Source organism: Streptomyces beigongshangae, from assembly GCF_019710745.1.
Classification (GTDB): Bacteria; Actinomycetota; Actinomycetes; order Streptomycetales; family Streptomycetaceae; genus Streptomyces; species Streptomyces beigongshangae.
Window position 1 is genome coordinate 1 of the sequence record NZ_JAHKJW010000015.1, and the last position, 16265, is coordinate 16265.

The 16265-nt window shown below is 75.2% G+C and carries 15 protein-coding genes and 1 pseudogene; 12 read left to right on the forward strand and 4 right to left on the reverse strand.

The window, feature by feature from the left end; translation table 11 throughout:
• The 3 genes and pseudogenes from KM933_RS13980 to KM933_RS13990 form a co-directional block, all read right to left on the reverse strand.
• Window positions 1–198 (reverse strand): annotated as a pseudogene (locus tag KM933_RS13980) (hypothetical protein); the annotation flags it as partial.
• Window positions 195–1679, reverse strand: a complete 1485-nt coding sequence (locus KM933_RS13985) for a class I adenylate-forming enzyme family protein (protein ID WP_221351905.1) — start codon at window positions 1677–1679, stop codon at window positions 195–197. The pseudogene KM933_RS13980 and the gene KM933_RS13985, both read right to left, overlap by 4 nt.
• Window positions 1679–1930: an acyl carrier protein gene (locus tag KM933_RS13990; protein WP_221351907.1), complete on the reverse strand. Its 252-nt coding sequence runs from the start codon at window positions 1928–1930 to the stop codon at window positions 1679–1681. Before KM933_RS13990 ends, KM933_RS13985 begins: the two co-directional genes overlap by 1 nt.
• Before the next feature lie 333 nt (window positions 1931–2263).
• Here KM933_RS13990 and paaA point away from each other — a divergent pair, with 333 nt between their 5' ends.
• From paaA to KM933_RS14035, 9 genes are all read left to right on the forward strand, one after another.
• Window positions 2264–3313, forward strand: a complete 1050-nt coding sequence (gene paaA, locus KM933_RS13995; protein ID WP_430727311.1) for a 1,2-phenylacetyl-CoA epoxidase subunit PaaA — start codon at window positions 2264–2266, stop codon at window positions 3311–3313.
• Window positions 3310–3621: a 1,2-phenylacetyl-CoA epoxidase subunit B gene (locus tag KM933_RS14000; RefSeq protein WP_221351909.1), complete on the forward strand. Its 312-nt coding sequence runs from the start codon at window positions 3310–3312 to the stop codon at window positions 3619–3621. Before paaA ends, KM933_RS14000 begins: the two co-directional genes overlap by 4 nt.
• Before the next feature lie 148 nt (window positions 3622–3769).
• Complete coding sequence (paaC, locus tag KM933_RS14005; protein ID WP_260333530.1) at window positions 3770–4510, forward strand: 1,2-phenylacetyl-CoA epoxidase subunit PaaC; 741 nt, start codon at window positions 3770–3772, stop codon at window positions 4508–4510.
• Window positions 4507–5028 (forward strand): 1,2-phenylacetyl-CoA epoxidase subunit PaaD, encoded by a 522-nt coding sequence (gene paaD / locus KM933_RS14010; protein WP_221351911.1) that lies wholly within the window; start codon window positions 4507–4509, stop codon window positions 5026–5028. Before paaC ends, paaD begins: the two co-directional genes overlap by 4 nt.
• A complete protein-coding gene (locus KM933_RS40265) occupies window positions 5025–6950 on the forward strand; it encodes a 2Fe-2S iron-sulfur cluster-binding protein (RefSeq protein ID WP_308013379.1) in 1926 nt (641 codons plus the stop codon). Before paaD ends, KM933_RS40265 begins: the two co-directional genes overlap by 4 nt.
• A gap of 129 nt (window positions 6951–7079) precedes the next feature.
• A complete protein-coding gene (locus KM933_RS14020) occupies window positions 7080–7856 on the forward strand; it encodes an SDR family oxidoreductase (RefSeq protein ID WP_221351913.1) in 777 nt (258 codons plus the stop codon).
• 79 nt (window positions 7857–7935) lie between these two features.
• A complete protein-coding gene (locus tag KM933_RS14025) occupies window positions 7936–8784 on the forward strand; it encodes a tryptophan 2,3-dioxygenase (protein ID WP_221351915.1) in 849 nt (282 codons plus the stop codon).
• Window positions 8774–9622 (forward strand): alpha/beta hydrolase family protein, encoded by an 849-nt coding sequence (locus KM933_RS14030; protein WP_221351917.1) that lies wholly within the window; start codon window positions 8774–8776, stop codon window positions 9620–9622. Before KM933_RS14025 ends, KM933_RS14030 begins: the two co-directional genes overlap by 11 nt.
• On the forward strand, window positions 9619–10878 hold the full coding sequence (locus tag KM933_RS14035) for a kynureninase (RefSeq protein WP_221351919.1): 1260 nt from the start codon (window positions 9619–9621) through the stop codon (window positions 10876–10878). The genes KM933_RS14030 and KM933_RS14035 overlap by 4 nt, the downstream gene beginning before the upstream one ends.
• Before the next feature lie 57 nt (window positions 10879–10935).
• On the opposite strand, the gene KM933_RS14040 is transcribed toward KM933_RS14035, so the two are convergent.
• Window positions 10936–11541, reverse strand: coding sequence for a TetR/AcrR family transcriptional regulator (locus KM933_RS14040; protein ID WP_221351921.1), 606 nt, complete (start codon window positions 11539–11541; stop codon window positions 10936–10938).
• Window positions 11542–11804: 263 nt separating this feature from the next.
• Between KM933_RS14040 and KM933_RS14045 the strand changes: the two genes are divergently transcribed.
• The 3 genes from KM933_RS14045 to KM933_RS14055 all read left to right on the forward strand — a co-directional run bounded on the left by KM933_RS14045 (window position 11805) and on the right by KM933_RS14055 (window position 16106).
• The gene (locus KM933_RS14045) at window positions 11805–12947 is read left to right on the forward strand and encodes a sensor histidine kinase (protein WP_221351923.1); all 1143 of its coding nucleotides are present in this window, start codon (window positions 11805–11807) and stop codon (window positions 12945–12947) included.
• The gene (locus KM933_RS14050) at window positions 12944–13636 is read left to right on the forward strand and encodes a response regulator (RefSeq protein WP_221351925.1); all 693 of its coding nucleotides are present in this window, start codon (window positions 12944–12946) and stop codon (window positions 13634–13636) included. The genes KM933_RS14045 and KM933_RS14050 overlap by 4 nt, the downstream gene beginning before the upstream one ends.
• A 202-nt stretch (window positions 13637–13838) precedes the next feature.
• On the forward strand, window positions 13839–16106 hold the full coding sequence (locus tag KM933_RS14055) for an MMPL family transporter (RefSeq protein ID WP_221351927.1): 2268 nt from the start codon (window positions 13839–13841) through the stop codon (window positions 16104–16106).
• Window positions 16107–16265: the final 159 nt, after the last annotated feature.

Consider the following 16265-nt stretch of genomic DNA (forward strand, 5'->3'; position numbering starts at 1 on the left):
CAGCCCCGGCTCCGAGACGGAGGCGACACCCAGCCCCAGTCCGGCGGCGGCCAGCAGGGGGCGCAGCCGGATGAGCGGGCCGGCGTCCGTGCCACCGCCCGCTCCACCGCCCGGTACACGGGCGGCCGCGGCGGCGCCGGGCGCGCGCCCGCCGGCGGGGGACGGACCAAAAGCCCCGGGCACCGCCGTGGCCCTCACACCCGCAGCAGCTTCTTGACGATCTTTCCGGCGGGGTTGCGCGGCACCTGTTCGATGAACTCCACGCGCCGCGGGCGCTTGTACGGCGCGAGCAGTCCCGCGACGTGCGCCAGCAGCTCCGCCGCGCCGGCGTCCGCGTCCGGCTCCAGGACGACGTACGCCAGGGGCACCTCGCCGTAGTCCTCGTCGGGCATGCCGACGACCGCGCTGTCCCGCACCGCGGGGTGGGACATCAGAGCGCGCTCGATCTCCGAGGGGTAGACGTTCTGGCCCGCGCGGATGATGAGGTCCTTCGTGCGGTCCACGAGGCTGATGCGGCCCTCGTCGTCCACGAACCCCAGGTCGCCCGTCCTGATCCAGCCGTCGAGGGTGATCTCGCGGGTGGCCTCCGGGTCGTTCCAGTACCCCTGCATGAGGCCCGGCCCGCGCACCACGATCTCGCCGATCCCGCCGCGCGGCAGTTCCCGCCCGTCCTCGTCCACCGCCCGGGCGGACATGCCCGGTACGACCCTCCCGCAGGGGATGCGCGCGGTGACGTCCCCGGGGGCGGGGTGCTCGTCGGGTCCGAGGGTGACGAACGGGCCGCCCACCTCGGTCATCCCGTACACCTGCCGGAAGCCGCAGCCGAGCCGCTCGACGGCGTCGGCGTACACGTCGGGCGGCATCGGGGCGGCGCCGTAGAGGATCTCCCGCAGGGAGGACAGGTCGGTGCGCCCGGACGCCTTGGCCTGCAGCATGAACCGCAGCATCTGCGGCACCATCCACATGTGGGTGGCCCGGTGCCGCTCCACCGCGGCGAGCGCCCGCTGCGGGGTGAAGCCGGGCATCAGCACCACCGTCGCGCCGGCCGCCAGGTAGGTCAGCGACACGACCATGCTGCCGTGGTACAGCGGACAGCAGTTGGCCAGGACGATGTCGTCGGTGGGCCGGGCCATGACCAGCCAGCCCAGCGCGATCGCCCGGAACGAGCCGCTGTCGACGGTGACCCCCTTGGCCCGCCCGGTGGTCGCCGAGGTGTGCAGCACGGCGATCGGGTCGGTGTCCGCCACGGCGGGCAGGTCCCGCTCGGCGGCCAGGGTGCCCAGCGCCTCGAAGGAGGGCTTGTCGAAGGCGAGCCGGATCCTCACCGGCCCCGGCAGTTCGGGATGCCGGTCCAGCAGGTCCGACTCGCCGAGGACGGCCACCGCGCCGACCCGTTCGATGATGTCGGCGACCTCCGGTTCGGCCAGGCTGTGGTTCAGCGGCACGAACAGCGCGCCGAGCCGGGCGAGCGCGAAGTAGCTCTCCAGGACCTCGATGCGGTCCTTGGAGAGCACGGCGACCCGGTCACCCCGCTCGATGCCCAGGTCGGCCAGGCCCCGCGCCAGTTCGGCCGTACGGTCGTGGAACTCGGCCCAGGTGACGCTGCGCTCCTCGTCCACCAGCGCCGTACGGTCGGGGAAGCACTGGCGGTTGCGCTCCAGCAGCTGTGTCAGCCACATCACGCACCGCCGGTCGCACCGGCGACGGAGGAGTGCTCGGCCACGAAGCGCTCGTAGTCGGCGATCGTGTGCAGCCCCTCCATGTCCTCCGCGGTGATCTCCACCCCGAGCCGCTGCTCGACGAGCAGGACGAGACGCACCAGGTCCCCGGAGTCGATGCCGCTGGCGGCGAGGTCGACGTCGTCGCCGACCTGGTCCGCGTACTCGGTGGTACCGGTGAGTTCGACCAGCAACTCCCTGATGGTGCTCATGGTTTCCCCTTCCGCCCCGGCGTGCCGGCCGCCGTGCGCATCTCGACTGTCACCCCCTCAAGAGGCGGCGGCGGCCGGATCCACTCCCCGCGTCCGGCAGTGAGCTTTGTCACGTGCCCGGACCGCGTACGGCAGGGATAGCCGGGACCCGGGCCCGGCCTCTTACCGCAACGAGAAAACGTGTTCCGCCGCCCCGTCCCCCGCATGGGACGGGCGGGCCCCAGCCGAAGGAGTGATGCGAGTGCCCAGGCAGCCGGTACCGGTCCGGGTCGCGGGAGGGCGCCCGGCACCCCGCGCCGACGCGGGGCACACCGCCGGCACGGGCGGTGCCGCGTGAGCGCGCAGGCCACCGCCGCCCTGCCCGCGGACCCGGCTGTCGCGCCCGCGGCCGAGGACGAACTGCTCGCGCACTTCGACGCGCTCGTCGCCGGGGGCGGGACGGTCGAACCGCGCGACTGGATGCCCGACGGCTACCGCCGCATGCTGGTCCGCCAGATCGCCCAGCACGCCCACTCCGAGATCATCGGCATGCAGCCGGAGGGCGGCTGGCTCACCCGGGCCCCGTCCCTGCACCGCAAGTCGGTCCTCATCGCCAAGGTGCAGGACGAGGCGGGCCACGGCCTGTACCTGTACTCGGCCGCCGAGACACTGGGAGCGGACCGCGCCGACCTGCTGGAGGCCCTGCACCGGGGACAGCAGCGCGCCTCGGCCACGTTCAACCACCCCGCGCTGACCTGGGCGGACACCGGGGCCATCGCCTGGCTGACGGACGGCGCCGCCGTCATCAACCAGGCACCCCTGTGCCGCACCTCCTACGGGCCGTACGCCCGGGCGATGCGCCGCGTCTGCCAGGAGGAGGCATTCCACGTGCGGCAGGGCTACGACCTGATGCGCGCGCTGTGCGAGGGGACGCCGGAGCAGAAGGAGATGGCCCAGGACGCGGTGGACCGCTGGTGGCTGCCCGCCGTGGCGCTGATGTTCGGGCCGCCCGACACCGAGGCGGGCGGCGCGGACGCGCGGACGGCGGCCCTGGGCGCCGCGGTCTCCCGTCGCGCGATGGCCTGGGGCATCAAACGCCACACCAACGACGAACTGCGCCAGCGCTTCGTCGACCAGTGCGTCCCGCAGGCCGAACGCCTCGGACTGACGCTGCCCGACCCCGCGATCCGCTGGAACGAGGAGCGCGGCCACTACGACTTCACCCCGGTCGGCTGGGACACCTACCGCGAGGCGCTGGGCGACGACACGCACTGGGCGCGGCAGCGGATCGAACGCCGCAGGGCCGCGCACGAGGACGGCACCTGGGTACGGGAGGCCGCCGCCGCGTACGCCGCCCGTGAGGACGCGGACGCGGCGCGGCAGCGGACGGAGGAGCCCGCATGAGCCGCCGCCGGGAGGGCGCACCCGCGTCCTGGGAGGTCTTCCTGCGGGCCCGCCGGGGCCTGGCGCACCAGCACGTGGGATCGGTGCGGGCCGCCGACCCGGACGCGGCGCTGGCGACGGCCCGCGACCTGTACGCGCGCCGCGGCGATCCGCTGTCGCTGTGGGTGGTCCGCTCGGACGCCGTGCACACGGCCTCCCCGGACGAACGCGACCCGTACTTCGCGGGCGCCCGCCACAAGCCGTACCGGTATCCCGAGCACTTCGCACCGCTGACCGGGGAAGGAGCCGACGGTGACCACGTCGAGTGACATACGGGCCGATGCCGCGGTGGTGGAGACGGCGGCGGTGGCGGTGGCGGTGGCGGAGACGGCGACGGAGACGGCGACGGAGACCGCGGCCGACGTCCTCCCGTCCGCCGCGGGCACTCCTGCGGAGGCCGGGCCCACCGACCCCGACCTGGCCGTGCACCTGCTGCGCCTCGGCGACGACGCCCTCGTCCTCGGGCAGCGGCTGTGCGAGTGGATCACGCATGCGCCGACCGTCGAGGAGGACCTGGCGCTGTCCAACATCGCCCTGGACCTCATCGGCCACGCCCGCACCCTGTTCACCCGGTGCGGCCGGCTGGACGGGAGCGGCCGGACCGAGGACGACCTCGCCTTCACCCGCTCGGAGCGCCAGTTCACCAACGCCCTGCTGACGGAACTGCCCAACGGGGACTTCGCGGTGACCGTGGCCCGGCAACTGGCCTACACGCACTACGCGGTCCTGTACTACGAGGCACTGGCGGGCTGCCCCGACGCCGAACTGGCCGCCTTCGGAGCCAGGGCCGCCAAGGAGGCCGCCTTCCACCGGCTGCACGCGGACCGCTGGACCCGGCGGCTGGGCCGCGGCACACCGGAGAGCACCCGCCGTATGCAGCGGGGCCTGGAGCGGGTGTGGCCCTACACCCGCGAACTCTTCGAGGAGGACGACGTGGTGCGCCGCCTCGCCGCCGCCGGCACGGTGCCCTCGCCGGCGCCCCTGCACGCGCGGTGGGAGCAGCACGTGACCGGTGTCGTCACCGGCGCGGGACTCACCGTGCCCGCACCCGCGTGGTCGGCCGGGGGCGGCCGCGGGGGCCTGCACACCGAGGAGTTCGGCCCGCTGATCGCCGAACTGCAGTCGGTGCACCGCCAGTTCCCCGGAGGCACCTGGTGACCGGGGCACTCCCGGCCACGGTCCGCCCCGCGGTTCGCTCCGTGCGGGAGGTGCGCGAGCGGGTGGAGGCGATCCCGGACCCGGAGCTGCCGGTGATCGGCCTGGGCGACCTCGGCGTGGTGGGCTCGGTCGCCCCGGGCGCCGACGGGGTCCTGGAGGTGGAGATCACGCCCACCTACCTGGGCTGTCCCGCGCTGACCGCGATCACCTCGGCGGTACAGGACGTCCTGACGGAGTGCGGCCACCCCGAGGGCCGCGTACGGCAGGTCCTGTCCCCGCCCTGGACGACGGACCGCATCACCCCCGAGGGACGGCGCAAGCTCGCCGCGAACGGCATCGCGCCGCCGGTGTCCCCGGCCCCCGGCGGAGCGGTCGCCGTCGAGCTGGGCGGGGTGCCCTGCCCGCACTGCGGTTCGCGGGCCACCCGGCCGCACCTGCCCTTCGGGCCGTCCCGCTGCCAGTCGGTGCTGTGGTGCACGGGGTGCCGCGAGCCCTTCCCCCATCTGACCGCGCTGTGAGGCAGACCGTGAACACCGCCACCACTTCGCCCACCGCCCTGCGTGAGGCCCCGCCCGGCCGGGACCCGGACTTCCCGGACCCGGGCCTCCCGGACCCGGACCCGGGCCTCCCGGACCCGGACCCGGGCCTCCCGGACCCGGACCCGGGCCTCCCGGACCCGGACCCGGGCCTCCCGGACCCGGACCCGGGCCTCCCGGACCCGGACCCGGGCCTCCCGGACCCGGACCCGGGCCTCCCGGACCCGGACCCGGGCCTCCCGGACCCGGACCCGGGCCTCCCGGACCCGGACCCGGGCCTCCCGGACCCGGACCCGGGCCTCCCGGACCCGGACCCGGGCCTCCCGGACCCGGACCCGGGCCTCCCGGACCCGGACCCGGGCCTCCCGGACCCGGACCCGGGCCTCCCGGACCCGGACCCGGGCCTCCCGGACCCGGACCCGGGCCTCCCGGACCCGGACCCGGGCCTCCCGGACCCGGACCCGGGCCTCCCGGACCCGGACCCGGGCCTCCCGGACCCGGACCCGGGCCTCCCGGACCCGGACCCGGGCCTCCCGGACCCGGACCCGGGCCTCCCGGACCCGGACCCGGGCCTCCCGGACCCGGACCCGGGCCTCCCGGACCCGGACCCGGGCCTCCCGGACCCGGACCCGGGCCTCCCGGACCCGGACCCGGGCCTCCCGGACCCGGACCCGGGCCTCCCGGACCCGGACCCGGGCCTCCCGGACCCGGACCCGGGCCTCCCGGACCCGGACCCGGGCCTCCCGGACCCGGACCCGGGCGTGCGCCCGCGCACCGGCTGGTACCGCCTGGAGGTCACCGAGGTGCGCCGTCTCACCGGCGACGCCGTGGCCGTCGGCCTCCACGTGCCCGCCGCGCTGCGCGAGGTCTTCGCCCACCGGCCGGGACAGCACGTCGTCGTCCGGCACCGCCGCGCCGACGGCGAACTGCGCCGCAGCTACTCGGTCTGCCCGCCGCCGCACGACCCCCGGGCGCTCCGCCTGGTGATCAAGCGGGGCGGACCCGACGGCTTCGGCGCCCACGCCACCGGCCGCCTCGCGCCCGGCGACCGCCTCGAACTCTCCCCGCCCACCGGGTCCTTCGCCCTGCCGCCGACCCGGGGCGTCCACCACGTCCTGCTCGCGGGCGGCTCGGGCATCACCCCGCTGGCCGCCATGGCCGCCCACGCGCTGCGCGGGGACCCGGCCTGCCGCGTCTCCCTCGTCCACTGGGTCCCCACCGCCGCGGACGCCCTGCTGGCCGACGAACTCGCCCTGCTGAAGGACGAGTTCGTCGACCGGTTCACCGTCCTGCACGTCCTCACCCGCGAGGACCGCGGCCACGGCGACGGCGACGGCCCGTTCGGCGGGCGGATGGACGCCGGGAGGCTGTCCCGCCTGCTGGCCGCGCTGGACGCCCGCCCCGCCCCGGACACCGCGTTCGCCCTGTGCGGCCCGTCCGGGCTGGTCGACACCGCACGCCGGGCCCTGACGGACCTGGGAGCCGATCCGGCACTCGTGCGGTGGGAGGTGTTCACGGCGGCCGGGGCACCCTCGCGGACGCCGCAGCGGACGCCGGGACCGGCCGACCCGGCCGCACCCGACCCGGCCGCACCCGACCCGGCCGCACCGGACCCGACTGCGGCGAAGCCCCGTGTGACCGCCCTGCTCGACGGCCGCCGGATCGCCGCCACCGTCCTGCCGCAGGACCCGGCCATCCTCGACGCGCTGCTGCGGGACCGTCCCGACGTGCCGTACGCCTGCCGCGAAGGCGTGTGCGGCAGCTGCCGCGCGAAGGTCGTGTCCGGCCGGGTGGCGGGGGAGGGCCAGTACGCCCTGGACGAGCGCGACCGCGCCGCCGGCTACACGCTCGTCTGCCGGACACGGCCGAGCACCCCCGAGGTCACGCTCGACTTCGACGCGTGACCCGTACCGGCGAGCACGCCACCGGACCGGCCACCGGACGCGAGCCGCCACCGACCACAGGCCGCCACCGACCCCCCGACCACAGGCCGCCACCGACCGTGAGCCATCACCGAACGAAGGAGACCCACGTTGACCGCCACCGCCCGTCACGAGGGAAAGACCGCCCTGGTCACCGGAGGCAGCCGGGGCATCGGCAGAGCCATCAGCCACCGCCTGGCCCGTGAGGGCGCGCTGGTCGCCGTCCACTACGGCCACGACCTGACGGCGGCCGAACGCACGGTCAAGGAGATCGAGGCCGAGGGTGGGCGCGCCTTCCCCGTGCACGCCGAACTGGGCGTGCCCGGCGACGCCGAAACCCTGTGGGCCGCCTTCGACCAGGGCCTGGCCGAACAGGACGCGCCGGCCGGACTGGACATCCTCGTCAACAACGCGGGCATCACCATGCCGCGCCCCTTCGCCGCCGTGACCGAGGCCGACTACGACCGGGTCTTCGCGATCAACACCAAGGCGCCGTTCTTCATCATCCAGCGCGGCCTGGACCGGCTGCGCGACGGCGGGCGGATCGTGAACATCTCCTCGGTGGCCACGCGCGTCGCCTTCCCGGCGATCGTCTCGTACACCATGACCAAGGCCGCCCTCGACTACCTCACCCTCTCCCTGGCCCAGGAGCTGGGCCCCCGGCACATCACGGTCAACGCCGTCGCGCCCGGGTACACCGAGACGGAGATCAACCCGACCCTCGCCGTCCCGGAGATCCGCCGCCGGTACTCCGAGGCATCCACGTTCAAGCGGCTCGGCGACCCGGTGGACATCGCCGACGTCGTCTCCTTCGTGGCCAGTGACGACGCCCGCTGGGTGACCGGCCAGTGGATCGACGCCTCCGGCGGCGCCCACCTCGGCGTGTGACACCACGGCCCGGCCCTCCACCGGCCCGCGCCCGGCGCCCGCCCCGCCCTCCATGACGCCCGCACCACCAGGAGATGCGATGAACAACAGCACGTCCGCGCTCGCCGAGCCGGTGACGGACGACACCCTGACCCGGCCCTTCGCGGGGACGAGCCCCTACGACGCGTACGTCCACGCGTCGGTCCTCAACTCGCTTCAGCAGCCCCTCACCGAGGCCCCGGACGAGATGGGCTTCCTCGTCACCACGCAGGTGATGGAGCTGTGGTTCACCCTGATCGTGCACGAGTGGCGCACGGCACGGGTGGCCTTCGTCAAGGACGACCTGCCCGCGGCCATGGACGCGCTGGTGCGCAGCCGCCGGGCGCTGACCTCGCTCAACGCCTCCTGGGCGCCCATCGCGGCGCTGACGCCGGCCCAGTTCAACGGCTTCCGGGCCGCGTTCGGCCAGGCGTCGGGCTTCCAGTCGGCGATGTACCGGCACATGGAGTTCCTCCTCGGCGACAAGTCCGCCGGGATGCTGCGCGCCCACCGGGGCGACCCGGCCGTCCACGAGGCGCTGGGGGAGACGTACCGCGAGACGTCCCTGTACGACGAGGCGCTGGGCTTCCTGGAGCGGCAGGGCCTGCCCGTGCCGCACGACGTCCGCGAGCGGGACGTCACCGCCCCGTACGCCTGCGACCCCGGGGTGGTGGAGGTGTGGCGGCAGATCTACGCCGGCCCGCAGCACCACCCCCACCTCGCGCTGGGCGAACTGCTCACCGACATCGCCGAACTGGTCACCCGCTGGCGGTTCGAGCACGTCCTGGTGGTGCGCCGCGCCATGGGCTCCAAGCCGGGCAGCGCCGGCTCCGCGGGGCTCGCCTGGCTGGAGAAGCGCGCGGCCCGCCCGGTCTTCCCGGAGCTGTGGGAGGTGCGCGGTGGCGTCTAGGACCATCTCCGCCTTCGCCGCCGAGGAGGAGAAGCGGGTCCTGAGCCTGAAGCCGGTCCTGGCGCCGGCGCACGGCCGCTACGGGGACCACCCCCACCAGTCCTACGACGCCTGGCCGGCCGAGGACCCGGGCGCCCCGCTGGTCGTCCTGCTGCACGGCGGCTACTGGCGCTACGACCGGATGCACCTGACCCCTTTCGCGGCCTGGCTCTCCCGGCAGGGCTTCCACGTCCTGCTGCCCGGCTTCCGCCGCTCCGGCGGCGCGGGCGGCTACCCCGAGACCTTCGACGACGTCGCCCGGATCGTGGACACCCTGCCCGAGGGACGGCCCTACGTCCTGGCGGGCCACTGCTCCGGCGGCCACCTGGCGCTGTGGTGCGCCGCTCGGGGACTGCTGCCCCCCGGCTCGCGCTGGCACACGCGCACCCTGCCGACGGCCGTGCTCGCCCTCGCGCCGATCACCGACCTCACCGCCACCCGGCGCGACGGCCTCAGCGACGGCGCCGCCCTGCAGCTCATGGGCGGGGAAGCCGGGTTCGACCGGCGGCTGCCCGAGGTCGACCCCCTGACCCTGCTGCGCGACGCGGGCACGACCGGGGTGCCCACCGTGCTGCTGCACGGGGCCGTCGACGAGGAGGTCCCGCTCACGCAGTTCACCGACTACGCGGCCGTCCACCGCGACCTGCGGACGGTCGTCCTGCCCGGCACCGGCCACTACACCCTCATCGAACCGGAGGCGCCCGGTGCCCGCGCCGTCGCGGACACCCTGCGCGAGATGTCCGCCGGGTTCGCCCCGTCCGGGTCCGACCGCGCCGGCGAGGAGGCCGCACACCGATGACCACCGCACCACCGGCACCGGCCGCCCTGCGCGAGCGGGCCGCGCGACTGGACGCCGACGACCCCCTGGCGCCCCTGCGCGGGCGCTTCCTGCTCCCGCCGGACGTCGTCTACCTCGACGGCAACTCCCTGGGGCCGCTGCCCGCCGCCGTACCACCGGTCCTCTCCGACGTCGTGACGCGCCAGTGGGGCACGGACCTGATCGGCTCCTGGAACGCCAACGGCTGGTGGGAGGCGCCCCTGCGGGTGGGTGACGCCGTCGGCGCGCTCATCGGGGCGGCGCCGGGGCAGACGGTCGCGGGCGACTCCACCAGCGTGCAGCTGTTCACCGCGCTCGACGCCGCCGCCGCGCTCCGGCCCGGCCGGCCCCTGCTGGTCACCGACCCCGGGCACTTCCCCACCGACCGCTACCTGGCGGACGAGGTCGCCGGCCGCCGCGCACTCGAAGTGCGCCGGGTGCCCCCGGCCGAACTGCCGGACTTCCTCACGGCCGAGGGCCACCGGGTCGCGGTGATCAGCTACTCGCCCGTCGACTTCCGCACCGGCGAGCTGTACGACGTGCGGGCGCTGACCCGGGCCGCCCACGAGGCCGGCGCCCTCGCCCTGTGGGACCTGTGCCACGCGGCCGGCGCCCTGCCCCTCGACGTCGACGCCCTCGGCGTGGACCTGGCCGTCGGCTGCGGCTACAAGTTCCTCTCCGGCGGCCCCGGCGCACCCGCCTTCCTGTACGTGGCACGCCGGCACCACACAGCCCTGCGGACACCGCTGCCCGGCTGGACCGGCCACGCCGACCCGTTCGGGCTGGCCCGGGACTACACGCCGGCCCCGGGCATCGCCCGCGCCCGCATCGGCACCCCGCCGATCCTGTCCCTGCTCGCCCTGGAGGCGGCCCTGACGGCCTTCGACGGCGTGGACCTGAACGAGGTCCGTGCCAAGAGCCTGTCGCTCACGGGATTCTTCCTGCGCTGCACGCAGGAGCTCCTGGTCCCCGAGGGCTTCACCCCGGTCACCCCGGCCGACCCCGCCCGCCGCGGCAGCCAGGTCACGCTGCGCCACCCCCACGCCCACGGACTGACTGCGGCGCTGGCCCGGCACGGGGTGATCGCGGACATGCGCGCGCCGGACCTCCTGCGCTTCGGCGTCAACGCCCTCTACACCACCCACCAGGACCTGCTCACGGCGGCGCTGCGCCTGCGCGACATCGCACAGGAGGCCGCCTACGATCCGGCGCCGGCGTCCGGGGGACCGGTGACCTGAGGACCGGCCGCCCGAGGGCCGTCGCGGGCGGGAGGCGCACGACGTCTCCCGTCCGCCCTACCGCAGACCGCGCAGGAGCAGGTCGATCAGCCGCTCGTAGACGTCCTGCGAGCCGGAGACCCCTCCGATGCCCCCCAGCTCCAGATGGACCGCGCCGTGGATGGCGGTCCACACCATCTGCGCGGCCTCCCCCGAGCCGGCGAACCGCCGGAGCGAGTCACGGGTGACGACACCCTCGACGAGTTCGACCAGTACGTCGAACGCCGCATGGCCGTGCACCGACGCCTCGGAGCCCGTCCGGGCGACCGGTCCGCCGCCCCCGAAGATCAGCGCGTAGCGCTGCGGGTGCGCGAGCGCGAACCGCCGGTAGGCGACGCAGCCCCGGCGGAACCGCTCCTCCGCCTCCAGGGACGGGTCCACCGAGACGGCGTACCAGAGGTCTTCGAGGGCCCGGACCGCCAGCGCGAGCAGCAGACCCTCCTTGCTGCCGAACCGGTTGTACACGCCCATGGGCGCGACGCCGGCCTCGCGGGCCACCGCGCGGACGGTGACGCCGGCCAGGCCCTCGCGGTCGAGCACGTCCTGGGCCGCCTCCAGCAGGACCACGTGCACCCGGTCGCTGGCCGTACGGCGCCTGGCCGGCGACCCTCCGCTGGCACCCATCAGCCCCGCGCCTCCTGCCGGCTGCCCGCTCCCGCACGACCGGCGGTCGATTCCCGTGCGTGTACCGACGCAGCGTAGACCAGAGGAGCACGACGGCTGGAGCCGCCGCGGCGCCGGCCGCCCCCGCCCCGCACTCCGTGGCACGTTGTTCTATGGAACGGCGTGCCATAGAGTGCGCGGCGTTGGCGACCACCGGCTCCGCCGGTTCGGGAACGAGGCGGCGGCCGGCCTGTCGCCCGAGCGGGAACACGGAGTGATCACTGGTGGGACGGGACCGATGGGCGCTCGGGGGCGTGCTCGCCGTGGTGGTGGCGCTGATCGTGGGAGGCGTGTCCGCGGTCGTCGGCGACCACGCCGGTGCCACGACGCTGTGGATCATCCTCGGCACGGGGGCGGCGGGTGTCTGCCTGGCCGCGCGGGCATCGGTCCTCGCCGTCGCCGTGGCCGCGTTCCTGGCCGGCCTGGAACTGCGCGATCCGGCGCCGTGGGGCACCTGGGCGGTCGCCGGCGGACTGTTGTTCCTGTTCGCGCTGCGCCGCCCCCGCTTCGACGCGGTCGTGGCCGGCCTGGCGGTCGCGGGGACCGCGCTGTTCGCCGCGTACGTCCCCTGGTGGGGCACCAGCGGCGGGGCGTTCGGGCTCGTCGCCCTGGCCGCCGCGATGGTCGGGGTGGGCCAGTGGGTGCAGGCGCAGCGGCGCTACGAGATCGCCGAGGTGGGGCGGCGGCGCCAGGAGGCCGAACGCAGGCGGCAGGAAGTGGCCCGCCACGTCGCGGAGGAACGACTGCGGATCGCCCGCGAACTCCACGACAGCGTGGCCCACCACCTCGCGGTGGTCAGCGTCCACACCAACGTGGCCAGGGCGAACCTGGCGCGCTCGCCGCAGACCGCCGCACTCGCCCTGGGCGAGGTCCAGGCCGCCACGCAGTCGGTGATGGAGGAACTGGGAGTCATCCTCGGCGTCCTGCGCACGCCGGGCTCCGAACCGGTCCCCGCCCCTCCCGCCGACGCCGCCGTGATCGACGACCTGCTGCTGAGTTTCCGGGGCATCGGCCTGACGGTCGGGACCGACGGGCTGGAGCACCTGACCGCGCTCGCGCCGCTCGCCCTCACCGCCGCCCGGCGCCTCCTCCAGGAGGCTTTGACCAACGCGCAGCGGTACGGCGACGGCGCCGCCGAGGTGGTCGTCGACGCCCCCCTCAACGGCTACGTCACCCTGTCGGTCCGCAACGCGTGGACGCCCCGCGAGAAGGCGTCCGCCGGGAGCGGGCTGGGCCTGGTGGGCATGGCGGAACGGGTCCACCTGCTGGGCGGCACCTTCCACGCGGGGCCGGACGCGGACGGGTTCCTGGTGACCGCCCAGCTTCCGGCGACCGCGCCCCGCACCCCGAAGGAGACCTCCGTATGAGCGTCGTACGCGTCCTCGTCGTCGACGACCAGATCATGATCCGCTCCGGCATACGCGCCCTGCTGGAGACCGGCGACGGCGTCGAGGTCGTCGGCGAGGCGGCCGACGGGCGCCGGGCCGTCGACATGGCGCGGGCCCTCGTGCCCGATGTCATCCTGATGGACCTCCGGATGCCGGTGCTCGACGGCGTCGGAGCCATCACGCAGCTGCGCGAGGACACCGCCACCGCGCACATCGGCATCCTGGTGCTGACCACCTTCGACACCGACGAGAACGTGCTCGCCGCCCTCGAAGCCGGAGCCAACGGCTTCCTCGGCAAGTCCGCGGACCACGAGGAGCTGACGCGGTCGGTCGCACGGGTCGCCGCCGGGGGAGCGTCCCTGTCCGCCGTCGCGACCGACACCGTCGTCGGGCACCTCGCCGGCGCGGCACGGCGCCGGCAACGGCACCGGCCGCACGAACCGGCCTCCCCCGAGGACCTGCGCAGGGCCGCGTCCCTGACCTCGCGGGAGCGGGAGGTCACCGCCCTGGTCGCCCGGGGCCTGAGCAACGACACCATCGCGGAGCGCCTGTTCATCTCACCGATGACGGTGAAGACCCATGTCAACCGGGCCATGAGCAAGCTGCACGTGCGGGCCCGGGCGCAACTGGTGGTCGCCGCGCTCCGCGCGGGCCTGCTCGACGACTGACCGCGCCCCGGCGGCGGCGCCGCGCGGGCGGGGAGACACGGGTGACGCGCGGGCGGGGAAATACACCGGACGCGGTACACGCCCTACCGCGTCCGCGCGACGACCGGAGGGCACCGCGCGCCGGAGAGTGGGGGCACCGGGCCGCACCAGCGGCCTCCGCACCGTCCCACGCGGTGCGCACTGCCTTCACGCAGGAGTTCTGATGTCCCGATGGTTGTCCAGGGTCGGTGCGTTCAGCGCCGGCCACCGCCTCGTCGTCGCCGGCGCGTGGCTCGTCCTGGCCGCGCTGTTCACGGCCCTGACGATCACCGGGGCGAAGTTCTCCGACGCCGAGTTCAGCATCGCGGGCGCCGAGTCGACCACGGCGCTCGCCACGATGGACAAGGCGTTCCCCGCGGCGCCGGGCCCCGAGTCGGGTGAGCTGGTGCTGGTCGTGGAGGCACCCGACGGCACCTCCTTGACCGACCCGGCCGCCCGGGGCCGGGTCGCGGAACTCGTGGCGCGCGCCGCCGACGTCCCCGACGTGCTGGCGGCCGCGGATCCGTACGACGAGAAGCGTCCCTATGTGTCCGAGGACGGCTCGGTCGCCGTCTCGACACTCACCGTCGACCTGGAGGCGGACCAGCCCGCGGTGGAGGACACCCTCCGCAAGGCCGCGACGGGCCTCACGGGGGCGGGATACACGATCGAGCTCGGTGGCACGCTGGACGACGGGCCGCCCCGGATCGCGAGTGTCACCGAGGCCGTCGGTGTCGTGGTCGCCTTCGTCGTCCTGCTGCTGACGTTCGGTTCGCTGGCCGCGGCCGGCGCGAACATGCTGACCGCGCTGGGCGGCGTCGTCGTGGGTATCGTGGGCGTCCTCGCGTGGTCGTCGGTCGGCGAGGGCATCCAGTCCACCACGCTCATCCTCGCGCTGATGCTGGGTCTGGCGGTCGGTATCGACTACGCCCTCCTGATCATCTCGCGGTTCCGCGACGAGCTCCGGCGCGGCGCGGACGTCGACGCCGCCGTGGCGCGGGCCGCGGGCACGGCCGGCACATCCGTGGTGGTGGCGGGAACCACCGTGGTCATCGCCCTGGCGGGTCTGTCGGTCGTGCGGATCGCGTTCATCACCGAGATGGGACTGGGCGCCGCGATCGCGGTGATCGTGGCCGTGGCCGCCTCGCTCACCGTCGTACCGGCCGTGCTGAAGACCCTGGGCCACAAGGCCCTGCCCCGCAGGGAACGCCGGACCGCCGCTGCCGACGCCGCGGCCGCCGACGACGCCGACGCAGTCGCCTTCGGCAGGGCGGCGGCCACGGGGCCCTCCGAGGACGGGTCCGGGTCCGGCCTGCTGGGCCGCTGGGCCCGGCTGGTGGTCGACCGGCCCGTCCTGACCATCCTGGGTGCCACGGTCACCGTCGTCCTGCTCGCGCTGCCGGCTCTCTCGCTCAAGACCGAACTCGACCCCCCGGGCGGCGCGGACCCGGCCAGTTCCCAGCGCGCGGCCTACGACACCGTCAGCGACGCCTTCGGAGCCGGTGAGCAGAATCCCCTGATCGTGCTCTTCGAGGGCCCGGAAGCAGCCGGTACCGCCGCCGCCACGTCGAAGAGGATCGCCGCGGTGGACGGCGTGGTCGACATCAGTCCCGTCCAGCCCGCCGAAAGTGCGGACGTCGCCTTCCTGGCGGTCACGCCCGAGCACGGCCCGGCCGACACCCGCACCGGCGATCTCGTGAACTCCCTGCGCACCGCGATGGACGACGTGAAGGACGCGAAGGTCTCGGTGACCGGTCAGACCGCGGTCGACGTGGACGTCAACGCACAGCTCTCCTCCGGCCTCGTCGTCTACCTGATCGCCGTGGTCGGGCTCTCACTGCTCCTGCTCACCCTCGTCTTCCGGTCCGTCGTCGTGCCGCTGCTGGCCACGTTCGGGTTCCTGATGTCCTTCGCCGCGGGCCTCGGGGTGACGGTGGCGGTCTTCCAGTGGGGCTGGGCGGGCGCCCTGGTCGGCCTGGACGAGGCCCGGCCGCTGGCCAGCCTGATGCCCCTCATCGTGGTGGGCGTGCTGTTCGGCCTCGCCATGGACTACCAGGTGTTCCTGGTCTCCCGCATGCACGAGGCGCACCGCAACGGACTGCACACCCGGGCGGCCGTACTGCGGGGATTCGGGCAGGCATCGCCCGTGGTCGTCGCGGCGGCCACCATCATGGCGGCGGTGTTCGCGGGCTTCGCCTTCAGCGGCGGCGACGCGATGGTCGCGTCCGTCGGACTGGCCCTGACCGTCGGGGTCCTGGTCGACGCACTCGTGGTCCGCATGATGCTGGTACCCGCGGCCCTGCAGCTCCTGGGCGAGGCCAGTTGGTGGATACCCCGCCGGCTGGACCGGCTGCTCCCGAACGTCGACACCGAGGGCACGGACCTGGAGCGGGAGGAACTGCACGCACCGCACGAGGAGCGGGACCGGCTCGTCGGTTCCCCCCGGGCGTAGGTGCCCCCGGCCGGGCCGCTCCCGCACACCGGGAGCGGCCCGGCCCGTATCGGGAGCGGCCCGGTCCCGTGCCGGGGTCCGGGCCACCCGCCCGCCCGCCGCCCGCCCGCGTGCCGCGGCGACCGCCGGGTTCACGACGCGGCGGACCGGGCAGGGGAG

Bases quoted from the DNA above. Each gene is read 5' to 3' on its own strand.
- KM933_RS13985 (WP_221351905.1), bottom strand. From the start codon at position 1,679: ATGTGGCTGACACAGCTGCTGGAGCGCAACCGCCAGTGCTTCCCCGAC.
- KM933_RS14025 (WP_221351915.1), top strand. From the start codon at position 7,936: ATGAACAACAGCACGTCCGCGCTCGCCGAGCCGGTGACGGACGACACC.
- KM933_RS14050 (WP_221351925.1), top strand. From the start codon at position 12,944: ATGAGCGTCGTACGCGTCCTCGTCGTCGACGACCAGATCATGATCCGC.
- KM933_RS13990 (WP_221351907.1), bottom strand. From the start codon at position 1,930: ATGAGCACCATCAGGGAGTTGCTGGTCGAACTCACCGGTACCACCGAG.
- KM933_RS14035 (WP_221351919.1), top strand. From the start codon at position 9,619: ATGACCACCGCACCACCGGCACCGGCCGCCCTGCGCGAGCGGGCCGCG.
- KM933_RS14055 (WP_221351927.1), top strand. From the start codon at position 13,839: ATGTCCCGATGGTTGTCCAGGGTCGGTGCGTTCAGCGCCGGCCACCGC.
- KM933_RS14000 (WP_221351909.1), top strand. From the start codon at position 3,310: ATGAGCCGCCGCCGGGAGGGCGCACCCGCGTCCTGGGAGGTCTTCCTG.
- KM933_RS14040 (WP_221351921.1), bottom strand. From the start codon at position 11,541: ATGGGTGCCAGCGGAGGGTCGCCGGCCAGGCGCCGTACGGCCAGCGAC.